General features: G+C 50.4%; 18 protein-coding genes and 2 pseudogenes. 13 read left to right on the top strand and 7 right to left on the bottom strand.

What is annotated here, in order from left to right; translation table 11 throughout:
* Positions 1–591: 591 nt before the first annotated feature.
* Positions 592–2,070, top strand: a complete 1,479-nt coding sequence (locus tag BLP78_RS14220) for an MBOAT family O-acyltransferase (protein WP_090460274.1) — start codon at positions 592–594, stop codon at positions 2,068–2,070.
* Positions 2,071–2,246: 176 nt separating this feature from the next.
* Complete coding sequence (locus BLP78_RS14215; protein WP_090460272.1) at positions 2,247–3,425, top strand: alginate O-acetyltransferase AlgX-related protein; 1,179 nt, start codon at positions 2,247–2,249, stop codon at positions 3,423–3,425.
* Positions 3,426–3,872: 447 nt separating this feature from the next.
* Here the strand turns inward: BLP78_RS14215 and BLP78_RS14210 are convergent, their stop codons facing one another.
* Positions 3,873–6,293, bottom strand: coding sequence for a metallophosphoesterase family protein (locus tag BLP78_RS14210; protein ID WP_090460270.1), 2,421 nt, complete (start codon positions 6,291–6,293; stop codon positions 3,873–3,875).
* Positions 6,294–6,331: 38 nt separating this feature from the next.
* Here BLP78_RS14210 and BLP78_RS14205 point away from each other — a divergent pair, with 38 nt between their 5' ends.
* Both BLP78_RS14205 and BLP78_RS14200 read left to right on the top strand, forming a co-directional pair.
* Positions 6,332–6,589: a hypothetical protein gene (locus BLP78_RS14205; RefSeq protein WP_090460268.1), complete on the top strand. Its 258-nt coding sequence runs from the start codon at positions 6,332–6,334 to the stop codon at positions 6,587–6,589.
* A 41-nt stretch (positions 6,590–6,630) separates the two neighbouring features.
* Positions 6,631–6,927 (top strand): annotated as a pseudogene (locus BLP78_RS14200) (Tn3 family transposase); the annotation flags it as partial.
* A 97-nt stretch (positions 6,928–7,024) separates the two neighbouring features.
* Here BLP78_RS14200 and BLP78_RS14195 read toward each other — a convergent pair.
* The 4 genes from BLP78_RS14195 to BLP78_RS14180 all read right to left on the bottom strand — a co-directional run bounded on the left by BLP78_RS14195 (position 7,025) and on the right by BLP78_RS14180 (position 9,067).
* Positions 7,025–7,246: a hypothetical protein gene (locus BLP78_RS14195; protein ID WP_256330304.1), complete on the bottom strand. Its 222-nt coding sequence runs from the start codon at positions 7,244–7,246 to the stop codon at positions 7,025–7,027.
* Between the two features lie 371 nt (positions 7,247–7,617).
* Complete coding sequence (locus BLP78_RS14190; protein ID WP_090460264.1) at positions 7,618–7,950, bottom strand: hypothetical protein; 333 nt, start codon at positions 7,948–7,950, stop codon at positions 7,618–7,620.
* Between the two features lie 69 nt (positions 7,951–8,019).
* Positions 8,020–8,238 carry a hypothetical protein gene (locus BLP78_RS14185; protein ID WP_090460262.1) on the bottom strand — a complete coding sequence of 73 codons (219 nt, stop codon included), beginning with the start codon at positions 8,236–8,238 and terminating at the stop codon, positions 8,020–8,022.
* 286 nt (positions 8,239–8,524) lie between these two features.
* On the bottom strand, positions 8,525–9,067 hold the full coding sequence (locus BLP78_RS14180; protein ID WP_176752878.1) for a helix-turn-helix domain-containing protein: 543 nt from the start codon (positions 9,065–9,067) through the stop codon (positions 8,525–8,527).
* A gap of 180 nt (positions 9,068–9,247) precedes the next feature.
* Here BLP78_RS14180 and BLP78_RS14175 point away from each other — a divergent pair, with 180 nt between their 5' ends.
* From BLP78_RS14175 to BLP78_RS15670, 4 genes are all read left to right on the top strand, one after another.
* A complete protein-coding gene (locus tag BLP78_RS14175) occupies positions 9,248–10,219 on the top strand; it encodes a YdaU family protein (protein WP_176752877.1) in 972 nt (323 codons plus the stop codon).
* The gene (locus BLP78_RS14170; protein ID WP_090460301.1) at positions 10,209–10,886 is read left to right on the top strand and encodes a DUF6475 domain-containing protein; all 678 of its coding nucleotides are present in this window, start codon (positions 10,209–10,211) and stop codon (positions 10,884–10,886) included. Before BLP78_RS14175 ends, BLP78_RS14170 begins: the two co-directional genes overlap by 11 nt.
* Before the next feature lie 393 nt (positions 10,887–11,279).
* Positions 11,280–11,801, top strand: a complete 522-nt coding sequence (locus tag BLP78_RS14165; protein ID WP_090460255.1) for a hypothetical protein — start codon at positions 11,280–11,282, stop codon at positions 11,799–11,801.
* A gap of 367 nt (positions 11,802–12,168) precedes the next feature.
* Entirely contained in the window at positions 12,169–12,471 is a 303-nt protein-coding gene (locus BLP78_RS15670; protein ID WP_176752876.1) for an EexN family lipoprotein, read from the top strand.
* Positions 12,472–12,754: 283 nt separating this feature from the next.
* Here BLP78_RS15670 and BLP78_RS14155 read toward each other — a convergent pair whose 3' ends face one another.
* Entirely contained in the window at positions 12,755–13,360 is a 606-nt protein-coding gene (locus tag BLP78_RS14155) for a UbiX family flavin prenyltransferase (protein WP_090460253.1), read from the bottom strand.
* Between the two features lie 362 nt (positions 13,361–13,722).
* Here BLP78_RS14155 and BLP78_RS14150 point away from each other — a divergent pair, with 362 nt between their 5' ends.
* The 5 genes and pseudogenes from BLP78_RS14150 (at position 13,723) to rhuM (ending at position 17,601) form a co-directional block, all read left to right on the top strand.
* A complete protein-coding gene (locus tag BLP78_RS14150) occupies positions 13,723–14,232 on the top strand; it encodes a pyridoxamine 5'-phosphate oxidase family protein (RefSeq protein WP_090460251.1) in 510 nt (169 codons plus the stop codon).
* Positions 14,233–14,278: 46 nt separating this feature from the next.
* Entirely contained in the window at positions 14,279–14,734 is a 456-nt protein-coding gene (locus BLP78_RS14145; protein WP_090460249.1) for a YjjA family protein, read from the top strand.
* A 550-nt stretch (positions 14,735–15,284) separates the two neighbouring features.
* A pseudogene (locus BLP78_RS15840) lies at positions 15,285–15,368 on the top strand (AAA family ATPase); the annotation flags it as partial.
* Between the two features lie 78 nt (positions 15,369–15,446).
* A complete protein-coding gene (locus BLP78_RS14135; RefSeq protein WP_305367066.1) occupies positions 15,447–15,734 on the top strand; it encodes an ATP-binding protein in 288 nt (95 codons plus the stop codon).
* Positions 15,735–16,281: 547 nt separating this feature from the next.
* Positions 16,282–17,601 (top strand): RhuM family protein, encoded by a 1,320-nt coding sequence (gene rhuM / locus BLP78_RS14130; protein WP_090460247.1) that lies wholly within the window; start codon positions 16,282–16,284, stop codon positions 17,599–17,601.
* A gap of 441 nt (positions 17,602–18,042) precedes the next feature.
* Here the strand turns inward: rhuM and BLP78_RS14125 are convergent, their stop codons facing one another.
* Positions 18,043–18,570: a DUF1269 domain-containing protein gene (locus BLP78_RS14125; RefSeq protein WP_090460245.1), complete on the bottom strand. Its 528-nt coding sequence runs from the start codon at positions 18,568–18,570 to the stop codon at positions 18,043–18,045.
* Between the last annotated feature and the right edge of the window lie 366 nt (positions 18,571–18,936).

Genomic DNA, 18,936 nt, shown 5'->3' with positions numbered 1-18,936 from the left:
ATTTGGCTATTCTCATACCCTACCACGCTGGCGTCGCGCCGGTATCCGGTCGTGGTTAATGTGTGGTGTTGCGTGCTTTTAATGGGTTGCGCTACGCTCCACTATCCTGCTGAAAACCGTACGGAAGCATATTTTAAAATAGCGCCTCGACGTTGAGCTTCAAAGGTGTATAATTTTTTGATAGGGCAATCAGTATACGTTGCCGGGTGGCGCACAGCCTGATTCAGCCCTATTCAGCCAGCCTCACTTTTCATGCCGCTTTCCCATTTCACGCCGGTCCGGTGTATATCAGGGTTGGTACTTGTCAGTTCTTCAGTGGCAGCGTATCCGAACATTGCAAGACGCAGATGGGGATTAACGACTTCTCGCCCATTTAGGGTAAACCTTGGCCGAGCCTGGTCCGGCTGCACTTACCCGCGTCAAAAATTTTTTTATGATCGCCGAGAGTTTATTATCAGGACGGGGCTGGAAGGCGCCGCGTTAACGCAGCCTGGTCAGGAACAAGATGAGATACGGGCGAGCGTGGGATCGCCTGTAAAAACGCCGGTGCAATAAAACGCCCCGGCTAATCCATGGAAGAGCCATACACAGATGATTTTTAGCTCACCGAAGTTCATTCTGCTGTTTCTACCGATCGCGTTCCTCGGTTACTTCGCATTGAATCGAATGCGGCTTGTCCTCGCGGGCAAGGCGTGGCTGGTGGCGGTAAGCCTTTTTTTTTATGCGTATTGGAACATGGCATACCTGCCGATTCTCGTCGGGTCCATATTATTCAACTTCGCTGTCGGCACTCATCTTTCTTCGAACTTTGCGGCAGGATATTCGCGGTTCCCGCCCCGTCTTGTTCTGGCTGGCGGTATTGTCGCAAACCTTGGCTTGCTTGGATACTTCAAGTACGCCAATTTTCTGACGGATAACATCAATGCCGCTTTCAATGTCGGCCTTGCCTTGCCCGATATTTTGCTGCCGCTGGGCATCAGTTTCTTTACCTTCACGCAAATCGCCTATCTCGTCGACAGTTATCGCGGCGAGGCCAGGGAATATGATTTCCTGAATTACGCACTGTTTGTCACTTTCTTTCCTCATTTGATAGCAGGTCCCATTCTGCATCACCATGAGATGATGACACAGTTCAAATCGCGCTGGAACCTGGCGGTGCGCTACCGCAATATTGCCCTCGGGCTATTCATTTTCAGCATCGGCTTGTTCAAGAAAGTGGTCATTGCGGACACCTTTGCAATCTGGGCAAATGCCGGGTTCGATGGCGAAACGGCGCTTGATTTTTTCAGTGCCTGGGCAGCCAGCCTCTCCTATACCTTTCAGCTTTATTTCGATTTTAGCGGCTACTGTGACATGGCGATCGGGGCAGCGTTGCTGTTCAACATCTGGCTGCCCATCAATTTCAATTCTCCGTACCAGGCATTGGATATCCAAGATTTCTGGCGAAGGTGGCACATTACGCTCAGCCGCTACCTGCGCGATTACCTCTATATTCCGCTGGGCGGCAATCGTTGCTCCACCCCCCGGGTTTACCTGAACCTCATGGCAACCTTCATATTGGGCGGCCTCTGGCACGGTGCAAGCTGGATGTTCGTGATGTGGGGCGCGTTTCACGGTGTCGCACTCGTTCTGCATCGGGCATGGAGCGGGCTGGGCCTGCGTATGCCGAAAGCATTGGCATGGCTGTTGACATTCAACTTCATCAATTTTACGTGGATTTTCTTTCGGGCCAATACCCTAGAAGATGCGCTCAGGGTCATACGTGGAATGGCGGATGTGGGTTCGCTCCTTCATTTTTCAGCAATGGACGTGCAAACCAGCGGCCTGATGTGGGGCGGCTGGTTTTCCGATCATCTCCTGAGGTGGTTGCCTGCCGGTCTTGCCGCGAACGTGTTCTGCTTCACGGCGATCCTGCTTACGCTGGGAATCATCAGCCGGAAGAACTCTTTCGAGCTGATGGTGGACGGCCATGGGACCGCAAAACTATCGGGAGCGCTGCTGCTGTTTTGCATTGCCATGTATTGCACGATGGTAACGACGAGCTCGATATTTCTTTACTTCAATTTTTAACCCGGATGTTTCATAAATTGACGCGTGCCCTTGCTGGTCTTTTGTTTTGTATGAAAATTTCGTTCAGTCGGGCGTATGAATAACTACGCCACTCTTTCACAAAATCTCCCTACAAAACAAAATCCTGCGCAATCATTACGCGAATTTATGAAACATCCGGGATAAGCGACGCTCACATGAAAAAAAGAGTTTTAATGTTCGTTTGCGTCGCATTGCTTGCATTGGCGGTCGTGCCCGTGATCAACCTGAGCATGCTGAACGGACAGAAGAATGAAGGGCGGGAATGGTGGAGCGAATCCGTGCTCTACAATTTCGATTTCGCCTTGGCTTTACTGAGCCGTTTTTCCTATCCTCACGGGATTTCCACTAACCCGAGCCAGGTGTTCATCGGAAAAGAAGACTGGCTTTATCTCGGTGAGCCGTACAACAAAACCGTCGCTCAGGGACGTCACGGGACAACGGCCAAGGACGCGCAAATTGCCGGGGTAATCGGGAGTGCGACCGAATCCTGGAGCCAGTGGCTGAATCAAAAAGGCGTCAGCATGTTTCGGGTCATGCTGGGCCCCGACAAGGGAACGATCTATCCCGAGTTCCTGCCGGACTGGGCGCAGCCTGCCGCCCACTCTGCAACGGATATGTTACTGGCCAATGTCAGCCAGGGGCTCTATGTCGACACCAGAATGGCCTTGCGAGCGGCAAAGTCCCAATTTCCCGAATCGCTTTACTACAAAACAGACACGCATTGGAACAGCCTTGGCGCCTGGGTGGCTTTTAGTGCTTTCGAAACGGAAATTGCTCGCGCCGAGGAAGGGTTGCGGCGGCTTACCGAGCAACCGATACGTCGTTTCATGGTGAATGAGCGCCAAGGAGGAGATTTGGCGAAATTCCTGAGGTTGAAGGAAACGTTGCGAGATACGGAGGTGGTCATCAGGATTATCAGTGATCGCCCTATCGAAACCGAGCAGTATGATTTCGATACGGGCAGCCTCAAGCGATCCGGGGGCAATCCTCAAATTCATACCGCGCGGCGTCCATTACTCGTTAAATCGAAACACGCCTTGAATGAGAAGAGAGTGTTATGGTTACGCGATTCTTTCGGGACGGCGATGTCACCTTTTATGGCTGCCACTTTCACCGAAACACTGCAACTGCATTATGACGAGGCGCACCCTGAGTTGTTTGCCCGTTTGGTGGAAACCTTCAAGCCGGATTACGTATTCATCACAGTGGTAGAGCGCGCGGCCCGCAGGAAGCGGTTCGGAACGCCTCCACCCCCCATGGTTGCTTCAAGGGAGCCGGAAGTGATCGCCCCGCCAGACAAAGGTTTTCTGTCTCAAATCAGCTATAGGGAATAAAAGGGCTGCGGAAGTAGGGGTTTAGGGCGCAATGGAACGTAAAACCCGGTTAAGGCACCTTGGCACCCTGCAGGAGACGCGACACGGTAGCGGGATGAACGTTGAATAGTCTGGCAGCATCCGCTGCGGTCTTCTGTCCAGAACTGACTAATCGCTTTGCAATGCCTCCGGGCCGCCGCTCACCTTCCTCGCTGAATAATTGGCGATCAATCCGGCAAGCTTCACTGATTACACCGAGCGGGATCAGCTACCTCTTAATAAGACCGATCAGTTGGTATCCGAGCGGCGAGCGGGGAGGCAAATTGACCCCCTAAGTTGTCAGAAGTGCTCTCACACTTGAGGTTGCTGGATTCCTGAATCTGACAAAGCGATTGTCGCATCTGTGCAACCCGCTCCGAGAGATCTCTTCCAGAGACAGCGGATGCATCTGGATGAAAAACCGCATCACTAACTTTGATCATGAATTTCTCCTCTATTTTTTAAATCATACACCATAATATCCTCCAACTGAGACAAAATTTTTTCGTTCGCGATCGCAGCAAAAGCTAAAAGATTCACATCATCCTTAGTATTCAACCACGCTAAGCTTTTGCTCGTAGCGATCTGTAGCACTCCGTACGCTGGTCCTGGCAGTCTTCCGGTTTTACTAAACAAAGAATTCTCAGCAACCTGCATCGTCGCCACCAATGGCACGGCAATCAAAACAAGTTCATTTATTTTCTTGATGTTATCAATTACTTCGCCGTCGCCGCGAAGATACAGCCACTGTTTGCTATTGCTATTTTTGAGCGCTTGCTTGCGAAATACGGTCACTAGTGCCGTTCTGAGCGCGCGCCCCGGCAAGCCGTTGCCATAACTAAATTCCCAGCCCTTATACGGATCTGAGGTCCCTTGTAGGCTAGCACTCCAACGAAGCTTTTGTGTCTGCTCGTCGTAGCCATACAAAGTGACGTTGTACTGAGGTACCAAAAGGTCTTCATTGCCAAAATATTTCTTTGCAAGACGCTCAATCGCGCCTAGTAATCCGCTAAGCTTCGATAATGCAGCATCTCTTAATTGTTCTACAAGCCAGTGCGCGAGCTCCTCGGCCTTTGCTTGTGCTTGCTCTTGGTCAGAGGCTCCGCCTCCTTCGCGTTTCGAGACGCACCACTTGATTTGATACTCATGCTTAGGCAACGGGTATGGCATAGCAACTATCAATTCCGTCCCCCGGTCAACGCCGTCGAGTACAGTTACTGAGTGACTACCGAGCGGACTCCAAGTATCAAGATACTTAACTAAAAGTTGAACGCTCGTAGGGCGGGGATAACCCGCAGAAAACTCAACTATGAAGTAAGCCTCTCGTACCGGCAATCCATCTAAAACGGTAAACGTTACCCACTCGGTCGCACGCTCTTTTTCAGTCGGATACATGTGTCGCAGTTCATCGTCCCACAGCGCGATACCATTGTTGGCATAGAACTGCGTATAGAAGTCAATTGAGCCATCCCCGCTTCGTAACCCGCCCTGTTCATTTTCGTCCGCAAATCGAATTTTCCCGGTCATTCTGCCAACCGTTCGTTGCGCTCCGATCTTAAGTGTTAAAGCCGTAAAGTTTCTCGATAAACAGCCTGCCTCAAGCCCCTCGACGTGACCGCGCGTCTCCGCCATGATGTCATCCTTGATTTCGGCGATCACAGCGTTGTTATTAACACGAACGCCGTAATACACTCGCCGGAAGAAAACATCACCGTCACTGTTGATCGTCCCCCTCGCAACCAATGAATCCGCAGTGCAGTGATGTTTGGCCGCTGCGCGAACATGCTCCGCCCAGCCCCTTAATTCCGGTGGTTCCATCGTAAACTCGGGTTTTTTTTCAAAAGTAGGCTCTTCTAACCCAGCCTCGTATTGCGTAATGGTTACGATATCGCCATCGCTAATACGGATGACGTTAAACCCATGCTTTGAGTTCCCTTGGCCCTTTTCTTCCGTCGGAGTGCCAGCGGACAACACTGCTAACTCGAAGCTTTGGTCGCGTGCTGGGTCGACCGCCATCCTAGTAAAATGAGGATGATGTTTATGTCCATGTAGAACTAGTCGCACTCGACGCTTGCGCAACTCACTCAGAAACGCGCCAGCATTATTGAGGATCATCATGCGCTCGTCCTTACTATCATACGGAAGCGGCAAAGGATGATGGTGGACCGCGGCGATCCAGAATAGATCGTCACTGGGGTTGGTGTCTGAGCTAGATTGACGCGCCAAAAATCCCTTATCATCGACGTATCCCCGCGCCCAACCGATCCCTTTACTCGCGGAATCGAATGGCAGGACACCAATTTTAAGATCATGAAAATACGTGGGACTCGTGATCAGCAGTGGCTTCAAGTACTTTTCGAGCCGAGTCGTGAGAAAGAATCGAAGAAGAATCAGGATTGCGCCAACGAAGAATAGTCCTCCTACAAGGACCTCGCCTCCTCCGATGATCTTCCAAAAGGCTCGCCAATTCGAATGATAGGCAAGGTATACAATGTGCCGCCACGGCTGTTCTTCCCAATATGCAATCATAAACGCGAGACCGATGAATACGCCGCCAAAAACCATTATTTGGGAGACGGCGAGCATGCCTTGCCAGCGGGTATCGTGATTGCCAGGGACTACTACCAGTTGGCATTTATCCCCTGCTTTGTTGCGAAGTTCCTCCAGCATCTTTCTGGCTTTGTTCAATGTCCAAGGCCAGGGGCTATTGACCAAATCTCCCGTTACAATAATTAGATCCGGTTTTATTGTCTTCTCGACTTCCTGCTCAAGGAAGCGCCATTTTGTGGATTTTGTGGGATCGAAGTGAATCCCGACATGTAGGTCCGAGAGATGTAGAATCGTAGTCATATAATCGCCAATGTCAATCACCGCGGAATTTTGACCAGTTGACCATCGAACTTTTCACGCAACATGCTGGTGCAAGAACTTTTTATACGTTTTCTGGTCGGGCAAAATTCAACGCTGCTACCTGGTTAAATTTGCTGCTGACTTATAGTCTAGGAGAAGGTATCAAAGCGTCTACAGCATATAAAGATAAAGAAACAGTTTGCTATTTAAATATAGCAGGGTTTTTGGATTTTCCTCCCCAAACTGAAATTCTAAATCTGGCAGAATGTTCCCGGCTGCTGGCGATGAAACACTAGGTCGGGGATAGTCCAACTTATGTTGCCAGGCACCTAAGCTCTACGGTAAGCGTGGTGAGCTACGTCAACGCTACCGGGAAGGGCAGGAGGATCAACTGGGCGCCCTTGGTCTGGTGGTCAACATCATCGTGTTGCGGAATACGATCTACATCGACGCGGTGCTCACGCAGCTAAGGCAGGAAGGCTACCCGGTACGAGATGAGGATGTCGCGCGGTTGTCGCCATTCGTTCATGAGCGACATATAAATCTGTTGGGACGCTACTCTTTCGCAGTGCCCGAGGCGGTTACTCGAGGCGAGCTGCGGCCATTGCGCAACCCCAACGACGCAGATGCTTAATCGGGTTTTACGTTCCATTGCGCCCTAAACCCCAAGTACCGCCATTTCATGCACGATTTGAAAGAATGGTGTCTCGCCCTTTCAGGATGAAGCCTGTTTATTCATTAACCTCATTCCACTTCGCCGCCGCGAGGCAAACCGCTTCGCGCAGGGTTGGGCCGTTTGTCTTGATCTGATCGCAATATAAGGTGAAGCTGCCGCCATATTGCGGGGTGGGGCGGCTATAAATTGCCTGGTCGCAGTATTCGCTTAACCAGTCCAGTATCTCGCTATCTGATAGATCAAGGGGAGCCGGGCGGTGTTCGGTCCATGTTTCCATCCAGTTCATCCAACGCCCGGCCCCGTTTTCCATCATCGCGCCTTTCCCTCGAGTTTGCCTTGTTTGCCCTTTCAAATCGGGCTCAGTTCCGCGCCAGGCACAGCCTGGAGATTTCTTTGTGCGTTTCCTTCTCGCGACCGCTTGTCTTTCCACGCCACTGGGGACTTACTGGATCGAGGCTATGCCGGATCAGGCTACACGTCTGTTTCGCGGATGCTGCAAACACCTGGACCAAACAAACCGAGGTGTTGCAGCACGGAGAGCATATTACAAGTTAATCTTGTAATTGTCAAGGGGAACTTGTAGCGCGTGTGCCCGCACTACAAGTTTTGAACTGAGGGATTGCGGATTTGCCTTAGCGACGGCAATTTTTATCGGCTTGGTATTCTTACGAAAGGCGACACCTCGGAGTCACGTTGATGTGTCCGTCCCGGGCCATACTCTACCACTTGATCGTCTTTTAAAATAACCGAGTAATCGGAGACATCCCGATAATAGCCACCAAAAAAAGTCCAGGGAGTAGTGTTCCGGTCAACGTAAAGCAGTACCTCATACTCACCGCTTTGCTGGTAGCCATCGGGGCTGCCGATAGCGCCCAGGACCTCTGATTTTGTCATGCCTTCATGCAGGCGGTTCATTTTCGGCCCGGAGGCGCATGAAGAAAGAATCAATATGCTGAGCAGGGCGACAATAGCGGATTTCATAGTGGGCTCCGAAGGATACAAATAATTATTTTTAAAAATCGTTACCGCGAGCAGCGGGTCCGAGACATGCTAACTCTCCAATTCCTTGATGAGCACGGCGACTTCGGCCACATCCGCAAGAATTTCCTTTACCGCTTGCTCGAGCGTATAGCTACGCTTTTCCGCTTCACGCAATTGTTGAGGGAATTGCATAATATATTGCTCTCGCTTCGCGCGGGCCTTTTCGGAAACATGAAAAGCGAACAGCATATCTATGCTGTCGTAGGGAATACCGCTGGAAGGTTTCATATTGTTAAGGTCTTGGTTGGGTGGGTCGCACTATCGTTGTCAATCATTCTCTGGCTTCTCTTCGGGGCCGCTTACCAGCAGCCTGCCGGACTTAAAGGAGATCGGCTGTAAAAGCGTCTGGCCTGTTCATGTTTCGCTGCTTTTCGGTCAATAGAATAACTATTGGCCTTCAAAATCCGCCCTCAACCAGTCATTTTTTCTCTGCGATTCTTCAAGTCCGACAGATTGCTAGCTTCGGCGCCTGTCGAATTTCCGCCTGTCCATCTGATGGCGGTCGTGCAACCTTCTATCTGACTGCCGTCTTTCCCCGGCCCTTTGTTCCTGCCTGGGACATCCGACGCGGAGGAAAAGCAGGTGACGGATGAGCGGCTAGATCGGGAACAGGCAACGGCTTCAGGTCGAGCATAGCCTCCGCCCTTTCCACAGACCCTTCGCCGACAAGGGCCTTGCTTATTGTTACCAGGCGGGCAGCGTCTTCTTTCGACATGCGCCGCATTGCTTCAATAACTTGATCGATAAGCGGGTCATGATCCGAGCCGGATTTTTCGGCATTGGCTTTGGCGGATAGGCCCGTTTTTATGCCCCTGCGTTCACCGTGTGCTTTCCCTCCAGGCACAGCCGGTGTCTCCGAGGGCATTCCGAAATGCGTCACAGTTGGCGACAGCTTGAGTATTTCCGCGATCCTGTTCAATCTTTTTCCGCGAGGCTGGGTTGCGCCTGCTTCCCATTGTTGAACAGCCTGCGGCGATACACCTACCAGATCAGCCAACTGGGACTGGTTCAAGTTAAGCTTTTCACGCCCCTCCCGAATTATTTTCGCAATATCCATGCATTCATAATACAAGCAACTCTTGCAATGCGCTTACAAGAATAACTTGACGGAACAAGTAAAACTTGTAATAATGCCTTTTATTGGAGATCCGCCGATTAAAAAAGGTTTCATTATCCGATCCGACAGTCGGATTACCGGATTCATGTTCAGTTACCGTCGAATAAATGGAGTTATCCCGTGAATTATTACGAACGATATTGCGGCGACTATCAGCGGGACACCGCACACTTATCTTTGGCAGAGCACGGTGCTTACACAATGCTGCTCGATACCTATTTTAGCGTAGAAAAGCCCTTGCCCAAGGAATTGCCCAGCCTCTACAGGGTGTGCAGGGCAATGACGCGGCTTGAGCAGCACGCCGTGAAGGTAGTTGCCGATCAGTTTTTTCCTGTTTCCGAGATGGATGGCTTGCGCCATAACCATCGTGCCGACCGCGAGATCGCCAAGGCCCGGCCCAAAATAGAGGCGGCACGCATCAACGGCAGAAAAGGCGGCCGTCCGCCAAAAGAATCCTTCCAGCAAACCCGGCGGGAGGTCCAGGACATACCCGATGGGTTATCCACGGCTTTCGGCGATATAGCCGCCGCAATACCTGCTGGGGAGCCCGGTGGCAAAGCTCACCAGCGCCAGCACCAACCCCATCAAGATAGAGACTATGGTTCTACACGAACTATTTACTCGCCGGAAGAGCAGGTGTGTGTATCCGACATCGTGTCTGGTGTGACTTCCCCGATTATTTCCGACATTGATTCCACCCAACCCTTTGAAGCCGGAAGCCGAAGTTCAGTGCCGCCGGGCGCGGCAGGGGCCTGTTGCAAGGCTTTGGCCCGGCATGGGGTCCAAGGCAGCAATCCTCATCATCCGACATTGCTTGCGTTATTGCAGGCAGGTGCGGTGGAGGATGAATTTGTGCAAGCGGCTAAAAACGCCATTGCAAAGGGAAAGGAAAATTTTGCTTATGTCATAGGCACGGTGAAGCGCCAGCGCGAAGAGGCCGCAAAACTGGTCTTGCATCAGGGGCGGATGCCCAACAGGCAGGAATTGCTCGAATCATCGAACAGGGCTGCGACGAAAGGATGGCTGCCGCCAGAATTGAGGTTGGCGGAAGCTGGAGAGCCGCAATCAGGGGATGCCCAGCATGCAAACTGATGATTTTCAGAAATTTCACGATGGAATTGCCGGGGTGATGGGGTTTTATGGCAAAAGCGTATCCACCTTTGCGCTGGATGTATGGTGGACGGCGCTCAAGAGGTATGACCTGGCCGCGATTGTGGATGCTTTTAACCGGCATCTGGCGAATCCGGATGCGGGACAGTTCGCGCCCAAGCCGGCTGACGTCATCCGCATGTTGCAAGGCTCGACGCAGGATGCCGCGCTGAGAGCCTGGGCCAAGGTCGATCAGGTCGTGCGGCAAGCAGGAACTTATTGCGACGTGGTGTTCGACGACGCGCTGATCCACCGGGTGATCCATGACATGGGCGGCTGGATTGCGCTTGGAACCAAAGCTGAAGATGAATGGCCGTTTGTGGCAAAGGAATTCGAGAACCGTTACCGCGGTTTCTGTTCCCGCAGTGAGCGTCCGCAATACCCGCCTACGCTAATCGGCATCGCGGCAGCCCATAACAACCTGAAGGGTTTCCGCAATGACCGGCTGCTGTTGATCGGGAACGAGCAGTTGGCGAAGCAGGTGCTGCACGGAGGAACGGACCAGCCGGCGCTGGGTTTGAAACGCATGAGCTGCGATCTGGAAGAGGCTATTGAAGAGGTGTTGCATAGCCGAAATGGGCAGACGAGATATGAAAGAAAGGCAGGTTGAGCGGTACGGTGTCGAGAAGGGGCAACGGAAGTTTGTGAAGTCATAATTAAACATGGAGAAGATAAAAGCAAATGGATACAAGGAAAAATACCCGAAATATCAGAACCTGCGGGATGCATGAGGAACACCCGGTACATCGGAGCGGCGAGAGAAAATGAATATCGCCAGGGCAACGATCAAGGCAACGACCAGGGCAAGCAACGCCTCCGTGCACCTCGAGCGCTGGGAATACGGAAATCCCGAAGAGGTTGCCGCTCGCAGGCAGGCGCAGTCGTGCCACGGCTGCCGATATGAAGAAACTATCCCTCTTGCGTCGCAACATACGAAATATTGCGGGAAAGGGCGGAAGCATGGGAAACATTGTGCGTTATATCAACCAGAAGGAATATGACAATGAAATTTAATGATCCGCAGCACGCCCTCGGATGGGCTTATGAAACCTGCAGCAGGCCGATCGTAAAAATCTCGTCCGTGAATGCCATGCGTGGAACCGATGGGGGCGGGGAGGGCGCCAATGGCGAGCTGACCGCGTATGACCGGCACGCTCAAGCGGCGTTGATACTCGGGCTGTGCGAACGCGTATTGCCCGTGTTGCACATGGCTTACATAAGCGTGCAATTCGGCAGGGAAGCAAGCGGTTTTGATTTGCTGGTGCGCCATCTGAATGCAAATTTTGGCACGGGAATGCACAGCCGAAGAGGCACCGAACAAATAATCCGCACCTACTGCGGGGAAAAATCAGGTTTGCGCGAACTCAGAAAATCGATGGCGTGCGGGATGCTCAAGGCGGCATCGTTGCGCAACCGGGGCTATGACGCGCTGGATATGATCCATAACCAGGCCATGGATATCTTGCAAAAAGAAATGGAGAGTCGCGATTTGTTGCGGAGCCCGATGGTTGGCGAGATGGCGTAGTGGGTGGCGCGGATGTATGCCAACCGGGTATATCAACCGGCAGCGCAATTGGATCTTCACCGGTAGGTTCGTTAGCGCACAGAGCAACAATTTGAGTCGTGTAATGCTCAAAATGAAAGAGAAAACGACCTCCGGTCGCTGCTACCCCGGCCTTGTCCGATGTTGATTCTGGCAAAGGATGGAGGAGGGTAAAACCAGGCTTATCGGTTGATGCCGATAAGCCTGGTTTTCAGCCCCCATCCATTCTGCCGGTATATTGAGGATGTACCTGTGTTTTTTTGCTGCGAAAGTGAGCAAAACCTATATTTACCCATCCTCTGAGAGCGCGGGCCGGAATTGCCAATGAGCATATTAAAGAGCGAAAATCATGAATACAAAAAAGACAGTGACGGCTATTTTCATGGCAGTGGGGGTGCTATTGATAACGACGCTGGGGGGCTGCGAGACTCATGCGCCGCAGGAAGAAGTTCGATCCGTTGACTGGTATGAAGCAAATGACGCCGAGCGTGCTGCGAAGCTGAGTGAATGCAAGACCAGTCCGCGCAGCATTGATGCAACACCCAATTGCGTGAACGCGAGCCGCGCGGAAAATAACGCAAGAGCCAACACCCAGTGGGGTACGTCAAGTGAAGGGGTTAGAACGGTGCCCACCCTCCCCAGTCCCAACTGACTCTGCCTTGCTGCTAGTTGATGAGTAGATGGCCGCCTCGTGATCGAGAATTTTCCAGTTTGTATCGTATTTTCTATACGGGGCAGCCCCTGCCTTGGAGTTCTCATCAATCGCCTCCGGGTTTGTCATGGAGTCTTGCATCTGTTGGGAGGCAATGACTATCACTACGGGGCAACTGGGGGAAGCTGGAGGAAGGGATCACCTCGATTGAGGCTTGATAGGGAATTAAAGCCGGGGAATAGTCATGCGTCTAACGGCGATAGGAGACCTTGGCTATAGGGTGCTACTCGTTGTGGCGGGTCATCTTGTTGCGGAGGTCTTCTCCCCATCGCGGGAATATATCAGTATGAATGCCGAACTGGTCGAGTGCCCGCCCGACTGACTGATCGATTATTTGCTCCAGCGTTGTGGGCCTTGAGTAGAATGCGGGCACGGGGGGGAAAATGATGCCACCGGCTTCTGCAATAGTTGTCATGTTGCGCAGATGAATCAGGTTCAGCGGCGCCTCACGGACCATCAGCACTAATCGACGGCGTTCCTTGAGTACGACGTCGGCAGCGCGTGTCAGGAGCGAGGATGTAACGCCTGTGGCTATTTCGCCGACCGACCGCATCGATGCGGGGGCAATAAGCATTCCCAGCGTCTGAAAGGACCCTGATGAGATTGGAGCTGCCACGTCCTTGATGTTGTAGGCATGGTCTGCCATGGCGGCCAGTTCTTCTCTGCTGAGATCGGTTTCGTACGTCCGCGTCAGGTCGGCGGCACGGCTGACGATCAGATGCGTTTCGATGCCGATGGTGCGAAGCACCTTGAGGGCCCGTATCGCATAAATGATTCCCGTAGCGCCGCTAACGCCCACGATAAGTCTCTGTTTGCGTGATTCGACCATGCGATGCGGTACTCCGAATTCAATTGAGAGGCGTGATTCGTCTGATTCTAATCGTTTTAATAAAATCTTACTTCCACTTATCCGAAATAAAATATTGGCAGTTATGTCAGATCGAACTTTGGGAACATTTTATCAGCTCCAGCCGCTCTAACCAGAGTGAACGGGCAGGCTGGCGGCTGGGAAAACGGAATCGAGCTCTTCATATCTGATATGGCTGGGCTGTCAAAGCGGCTGAGTTCGGCGTATGCTTCGCCAGATTACAATATCCGATATCTATGTCAATGATCTATGTTGACGATGATTTAGGCCTGTGCTAGGTTTAGGTGGCACATTGTGACCTAATCAGTGCGGACGAAACCAACATGAGCGAAGCCAACCCGCTTTACCTGCCGCCGACTGAAATATCCCGGATTGACATTCCCCATGAAATTTGCCTCTATTTGAATGGGGAAGATCTGGTCGCCAAAAATGTTGCTCTCCGGCTCTCTACTGTGGATTCGGACGGGTGGCCTCACGCCGCCTTGCTCAGTGCCGGCGAGATACTCGTGCTGCCTGACGGGCGTATCCGGTTTATTATCTTCCCGAGTTCGGGTACCGCCGCCAATATTGCTCGTGACGGCCGCTCGACGCTGACCATGCCGCTTGACCGTGGTATGTGCGAAATACGGATGCGAATGCGAAAGCTGGGCGAGAGTAAAGCTGCCGGCGTTGCGCTCGCCATTTTCGAAGGACAAATACAGTGCATACACAAGCATTTGTCGCGCTATGCAGACGTGGAGTGTGGCTTGACCTTTTCCCTACACGAGCCGGAAGTCGTTCTTGCCCGCTGGTACCGCCAGATTGCGGTCTTGCGGAACATGCCGTCATCGTGACGCGCCTCATCACAGCAGTTTATTAAACATCCTGGAGGAAAGTCGAATGAATATTTCCAAGCGTCATCCGTTGTTGTTAGGCGGCAGCATTGCAATAGCGATATTTTCCGGTTCCGTTGCAGCCCAGGACTTGGGTCAGTTGAAAGGCATCTTGGGCGGAAGCAATATCGGCGGCGCAGCCTCTTCACTGGGGTCGTTGTCATCCATAACGGCGGGAAGTACCGGCAATGCCGCGGGCGTTATCGAATTCTGCGTCAAGAATAATTATCTGGGCGGTGAAAACGCCTCTTCGGCGTCTTCGGTCAAGGATCAGTTGATGGGAAAGCTCTCCGGTAGCGAGGGTCAACCAGCCCAGAGCAACCCCGACTATATCAGCGGCGCGAGTGGTATCCTGACGGGCAGTAGTGGCCAGAGCGTTGATCTGAGTATGGCTGGCCTGAAGGCCAAGGCAATCAAGAAAGTATGCGACACGGTACTCGACCAGGCTAAGTCTATGCTTTGATCTGGGTCTTTAGCTACCGGGCCCGTAAATATACCGTGAGCAGAGGCATCGGTAGACGAAGGCGACAACTACCGTGTCCATCTTGATGCCGAGTACGGGATGATCGGTGCGAGGAGCAACCCGATAGTGAAGTGCTCAATGCGCATTTGGTCGAGGCGGCGGGAATTAAATGGTGTTCTGCAATGCCCATGCATACTGGACTATTCTATTTAAAGAAAATACGGTTACCGTCAAAGTTACCGCCACATCATTGGTCTTACCTATAATAGCTCCGACTAGATCGGCCAGAAGTGGCAGACCATGTTGGATTAATGAATTTTCAAGGTGACATTAAGGATAAGTTTGAACCGCCCTGGGTTTTGAAGAGGCTCCATACTCTTGGATGTTGGAGCCTCTTCAAAACCCAGGGCGGTTCGTGCCGTTGGGTCCGAGTTGGCAAGAGTCATCTGGCGCAAGCCTTGGCCTACCATGCCGTCATGGGAGCATCAAGACGTGATTCATCATCTAATGCTGCAGCTTTCGATTGCGCGCAAACATAAAACAGTATCTGAATCGCGCAGTCATTGGTCCGCGACTATTAATCATCGATGAAATCGGCTATTTGCCCTTCGGGTGCGATGAAGCCAATTTATTTCAATAGATTTGGTTAAAACCACCGTCTTTAGACGGCGATTTTGATTTTAAGTGTGTTGACTCATGCGCGTTTAGCTTGATGCAGACGACTTTAGTCGTCTGCATCAAAGCTGCGCTAACCCACCTACTATCAGTAGGTGGTAGTTTAGTCTTTAACGTCGTGGCTAAACGTTATGAGCGGGGCAGCATTATTTTGACCAGTAATCTGCCCTTTGGGCAATGGTCATCGGCCTTCGCCGACAACCAGACCTTGACGGCGGCCATGCTGGATCGGTTGCTGCATCACGCTCACATCGTGCAGATCTCGGGGGAAAGCTACCGGCTCAAGGATAAACGCAAAGCCGGTCAGGTGAAGGTGAAGGCTTAGTGAAATTGGATGTCCGAGTAGGTCAGTTTTATTCCGGCCAAAAAGTGAAAAAGTGGGTCAGTTTTAAACCGGCGTTGACACATTCAGCACTAACCCGATCTACGCGGCTTCACCTGTGAGCGCGGCAACCAGCAATTCATCGTTTGGTCAATGAATCGTTGAAGATGACCTCGAATCTCAGCAGCAGATTTCGTGGTTACAATGAGTCCAAGTGGAATATAGGCAGTTCCAATATGTGCCATATGATTTAATGGTCGCGATAAGTGATGCGTAATTTTACCCCCTTTATACAGCTCATACCTAACCATGTATGTAACCATCACCCCCTCTTTTTGGAGGATTTAGTGTAGCTCAACCTCATTAGTAATCAACCGCGTTTTCATTTGGGAATCCGGGGCGCCACTATGCAGCTTTTTTATTTCTGGAAGTCATTGACATGAGGATTTCAAATATGCATTGCAATCCTCAGAAATGGTTCCGAGTCTATTTTTGATAATTATCAAATAATTTGATAATATTCTTTGATCTATCAAAAAGAAGAGGCTTTATGGACATAAAAGACATCGTTGATAAGTTTGGAGGGCAAACCGCTCTTGCATCTCTTATCGGAATTAGGCAAAGCGGTATAGCCTACTGGGTAAAGCGCGGGAGCATTCCCTCCAAATGGCACAGCCAGATTCTATCGCTGGCAAAAGACAGGGACATTTATTTACGAGCCTCAGATTTAATCCAAACAGAAGCTGCGATAGTTGAGACTCAAGAAAACAATGTGGTGGACACGGATATTACTGTAAGCGATGTATTGCCACCGTTGCAAGAATCGCCTACTCAAACCCAAGTAAGTTCCCAATTTTTATTTTATGCATCGGATGATGGCGCGATAAAGGTACAGGTAGTTCTTGGCAATGAAACCGTCTGGGCTTCTCAAAAGGGCATCGCAGAGATATTTAATGTCGATGTTTCAACTATAAACTATCACCTAAAGGAAATATTCTCTTCTGGCGAGCTTGATCAAAACGCAACTGTTGGAAATTTTCCAATAGTTCAAATGGAGGGCGGAAGATCGGTCGAAAGAAGAATAGAGTTTTATAATCTTGATGTAATAATATCAGTTGGTTACAGGGTCAATTCGTACCAAGCTACCCAATTTCGGAAATGGGCTACAGGCATCCTTAAGGAATATTTGATAAAAGGTTTTGCTCTAGATGATGATCGCTTAAAACAAGGTAATCACTTGTTTGGAAAGGATTATTTCAATGAACTGCTTGAGCGGATCAGGGAAATCCGGGCATCAGAGAGACGATTCTATCAAAAAATAACAGATATATATGCGCAATGCAGCATCGATTACGATAAAAATGCGCCTACCACTATTAATTTTTATGCGCACGTCCAAGATAAACTTCATTACGCTATTCATGGACATACATCGGCGGAGCTAATAAAGCTTAGAGCTGATTCCACAAAGCCTCATATGGGCTTGACGTCATGGAAGAACGGAAAGAAGGGCGGGAAGATTACTAAACTTGATATTACTACTGGCAAAAATTACCTTAACCAACAAGAAATTGATGATCTAAACCGGCTCGTAACTATGTATCTCGATTTTGCGGAGAATTTCGCAAGAAGGAGGATGCCTATGAGAATGGAAGACTGGGCAGAAAAACTTGATGGGTTTCTAAAATTTAATGCTTATGAGGTTTTGGAAAATTTCGGGAGTGTAAAGACAGAATCCGCTCGTAAACATGCTGCATCAGAATACGAAAAATTTCGTATTATTCAAGATCAAGAATTTAAATCTGATTTTGATAAAGTTGTTGATGCGATAAAGATAAAAAAACGTCTGCCGAAACCAGAGAACAATTAGAAATCAGGGATTTTCTTGATTCAATGATTTTCCAGTTACTTCAGTTAAAGAAGCGTCAGGAAGTTTTCTATGAAATCGAATTTATCTATCAAGGTGAGAGAATTAAGGTAAATAGGAAGATGTAACTTTTATCAGGGATTTTAAAAATGGGAATTTGATTGTAGATTTGGAAGGGGAAAGATAAGAATTTCGAAGCAGAGGAGAAGAAGTTGTTGCGCATAAAACATACTATCACCCCGCTTACACATTACAGACGGATACATTTTCGTCTACATGGTTTCCCACATGGGATAGGTTAAAGGCCGTAACCTAATTTCTGTGGGCATGTTCGACACAGATGGGGGATGGCTGTACGAAACAGGCTCAGGCGAGCAAGATATGAATATCCATGTTCATCGCGCCGGGGAACCAGGATCGGTTCCCGGTTAAAAATTCAAAAGATTATGTTTTAGCTGCCGCTGTTGAGCCCGCCAGTGCTTCCTGAAGCTTTCTCTCCTGATCAGGAGACAGGGATGTACGCAGTACTTTGCCTGTCACGCCGACGAGTTCAGCCATGACTTTTTCCGGCTGTGCCTTGCGCACAAGAATAAAAAGTGCCGACGAGTTATTCGGGATGGTATTGGCCAATGACTTGATGAAGTCATCGTTGATGCCATAGTCCGATAAAGAACCTGAAAGCGCTCCCGCCCCGGTACCAATAGCACCGCCCAGTACAAATCCGGCAAATGGATTAAGGAATAGCAATCCGACCAGCATGCCCCACAGGCCGCCGGAAAGAAAACCAGATGTTGCGCCGGCAGTGGTGAGATTAATGCTTTGCTTGAGATGGACCTTGCCCTCGTCATCACGAACGACGACAACCGCATCCTCGAGATCCAGGAGGTATTCTTTTTTTAACTTGGCAAGCCTCAACAGTACACGATCGGCTTCCTCGGTATTTTCAAAGCCCACTACAACTAATTCAGACATATTTATCCCCTCTAATTGTTTTGTTCACCATACGTAAAAATTCAGACGGCCCCATCACTCGAAGTAGTGCAGGCCGACTATGAACCAACCTTGGGAATAGGTGAACAGCTATCGGAAAAAAACAATAATTATAAGTCCTTACTGCCAACGTGTCTGTTCGGTGCCGCACATAGTCCGGCTGCATAGTCCATCCGATTGGATAAAGAGGTGATGAAATAAAGCGCGCAATCCGATTATTCCCGGCGGTTTCATTGGCCCCGTGCTGAGCGGGTGATCTGCTAAGAATATTGTAGCCACCCGCTGAGTGAGTCTTCATGTTAATTTTGACATGGAGGCGAACATGAAGAAGCGATTTAGTGAAGAGCA

It is taken from the genome of Nitrosospira sp. Nsp1, from assembly GCF_900100985.1.
Lineage (GTDB): Bacteria > Pseudomonadota > Gammaproteobacteria > Burkholderiales > Nitrosomonadaceae > Nitrosospira.
Note: the sequence above shows the minus strand (reverse complement) of the source record. Positions and strands in the feature narration are given on the sequence as shown.

Bases quoted from the DNA above. Each gene is read 5' to 3' on its own strand.
- BLP78_RS14220 (WP_090460274.1), top strand. From the start codon at position 592: ATGATTTTTAGCTCACCGAAGTTCATTCTGCTGTTTCTACCGATCGCG.
- BLP78_RS14215 (WP_090460272.1), top strand. From the start codon at position 2,247: ATGAAAAAAAGAGTTTTAATGTTCGTTTGCGTCGCATTGCTTGCATTG.
- BLP78_RS14210 (WP_090460270.1), bottom strand. From the start codon at position 6,293: ATGACTACGATTCTACATCTCTCGGACCTACATGTCGGGATTCACTTC.
- BLP78_RS14195 (WP_256330304.1), bottom strand. From the start codon at position 7,246: ATGGAAACATGGACCGAACACCGCCCGGCTCCCCTTGATCTATCAGAT.
- BLP78_RS14190 (WP_090460264.1), bottom strand. From the start codon at position 7,950: ATGAAATCCGCTATTGTCGCCCTGCTCAGCATATTGATTCTTTCTTCA.
- BLP78_RS14185 (WP_090460262.1), bottom strand. From the start codon at position 8,238: ATGAAACCTTCCAGCGGTATTCCCTACGACAGCATAGATATGCTGTTC.
- BLP78_RS14180 (WP_176752878.1), bottom strand. From the start codon at position 9,067: ATGGATATTGCGAAAATAATTCGGGAGGGGCGTGAAAAGCTTAACTTG.
- BLP78_RS14170 (WP_090460301.1), top strand. From the start codon at position 10,209: ATGCAAACTGATGATTTTCAGAAATTTCACGATGGAATTGCCGGGGTG.
- BLP78_RS14165 (WP_090460255.1), top strand. From the start codon at position 11,280: ATGAAATTTAATGATCCGCAGCACGCCCTCGGATGGGCTTATGAAACC.
- BLP78_RS15670 (WP_176752876.1), top strand. From the start codon at position 12,169: ATGAATACAAAAAAGACAGTGACGGCTATTTTCATGGCAGTGGGGGTG.
- BLP78_RS14155 (WP_090460253.1), bottom strand. From the start codon at position 13,360: ATGGTCGAATCACGCAAACAGAGACTTATCGTGGGCGTTAGCGGCGCT.
- BLP78_RS14150 (WP_090460251.1), top strand. From the start codon at position 13,723: ATGAGCGAAGCCAACCCGCTTTACCTGCCGCCGACTGAAATATCCCGG.
- BLP78_RS14145 (WP_090460249.1), top strand. From the start codon at position 14,279: ATGAATATTTCCAAGCGTCATCCGTTGTTGTTAGGCGGCAGCATTGCA.
- BLP78_RS14135 (WP_305367066.1), top strand. From the start codon at position 15,447: ATGCAGACGACTTTAGTCGTCTGCATCAAAGCTGCGCTAACCCACCTA.
- rhuM (WP_090460247.1), top strand. From the start codon at position 16,282: ATGGACATAAAAGACATCGTTGATAAGTTTGGAGGGCAAACCGCTCTT.
- BLP78_RS14125 (WP_090460245.1), bottom strand. From the start codon at position 18,570: ATGTCTGAATTAGTTGTAGTGGGCTTTGAAAATACCGAGGAAGCCGAT.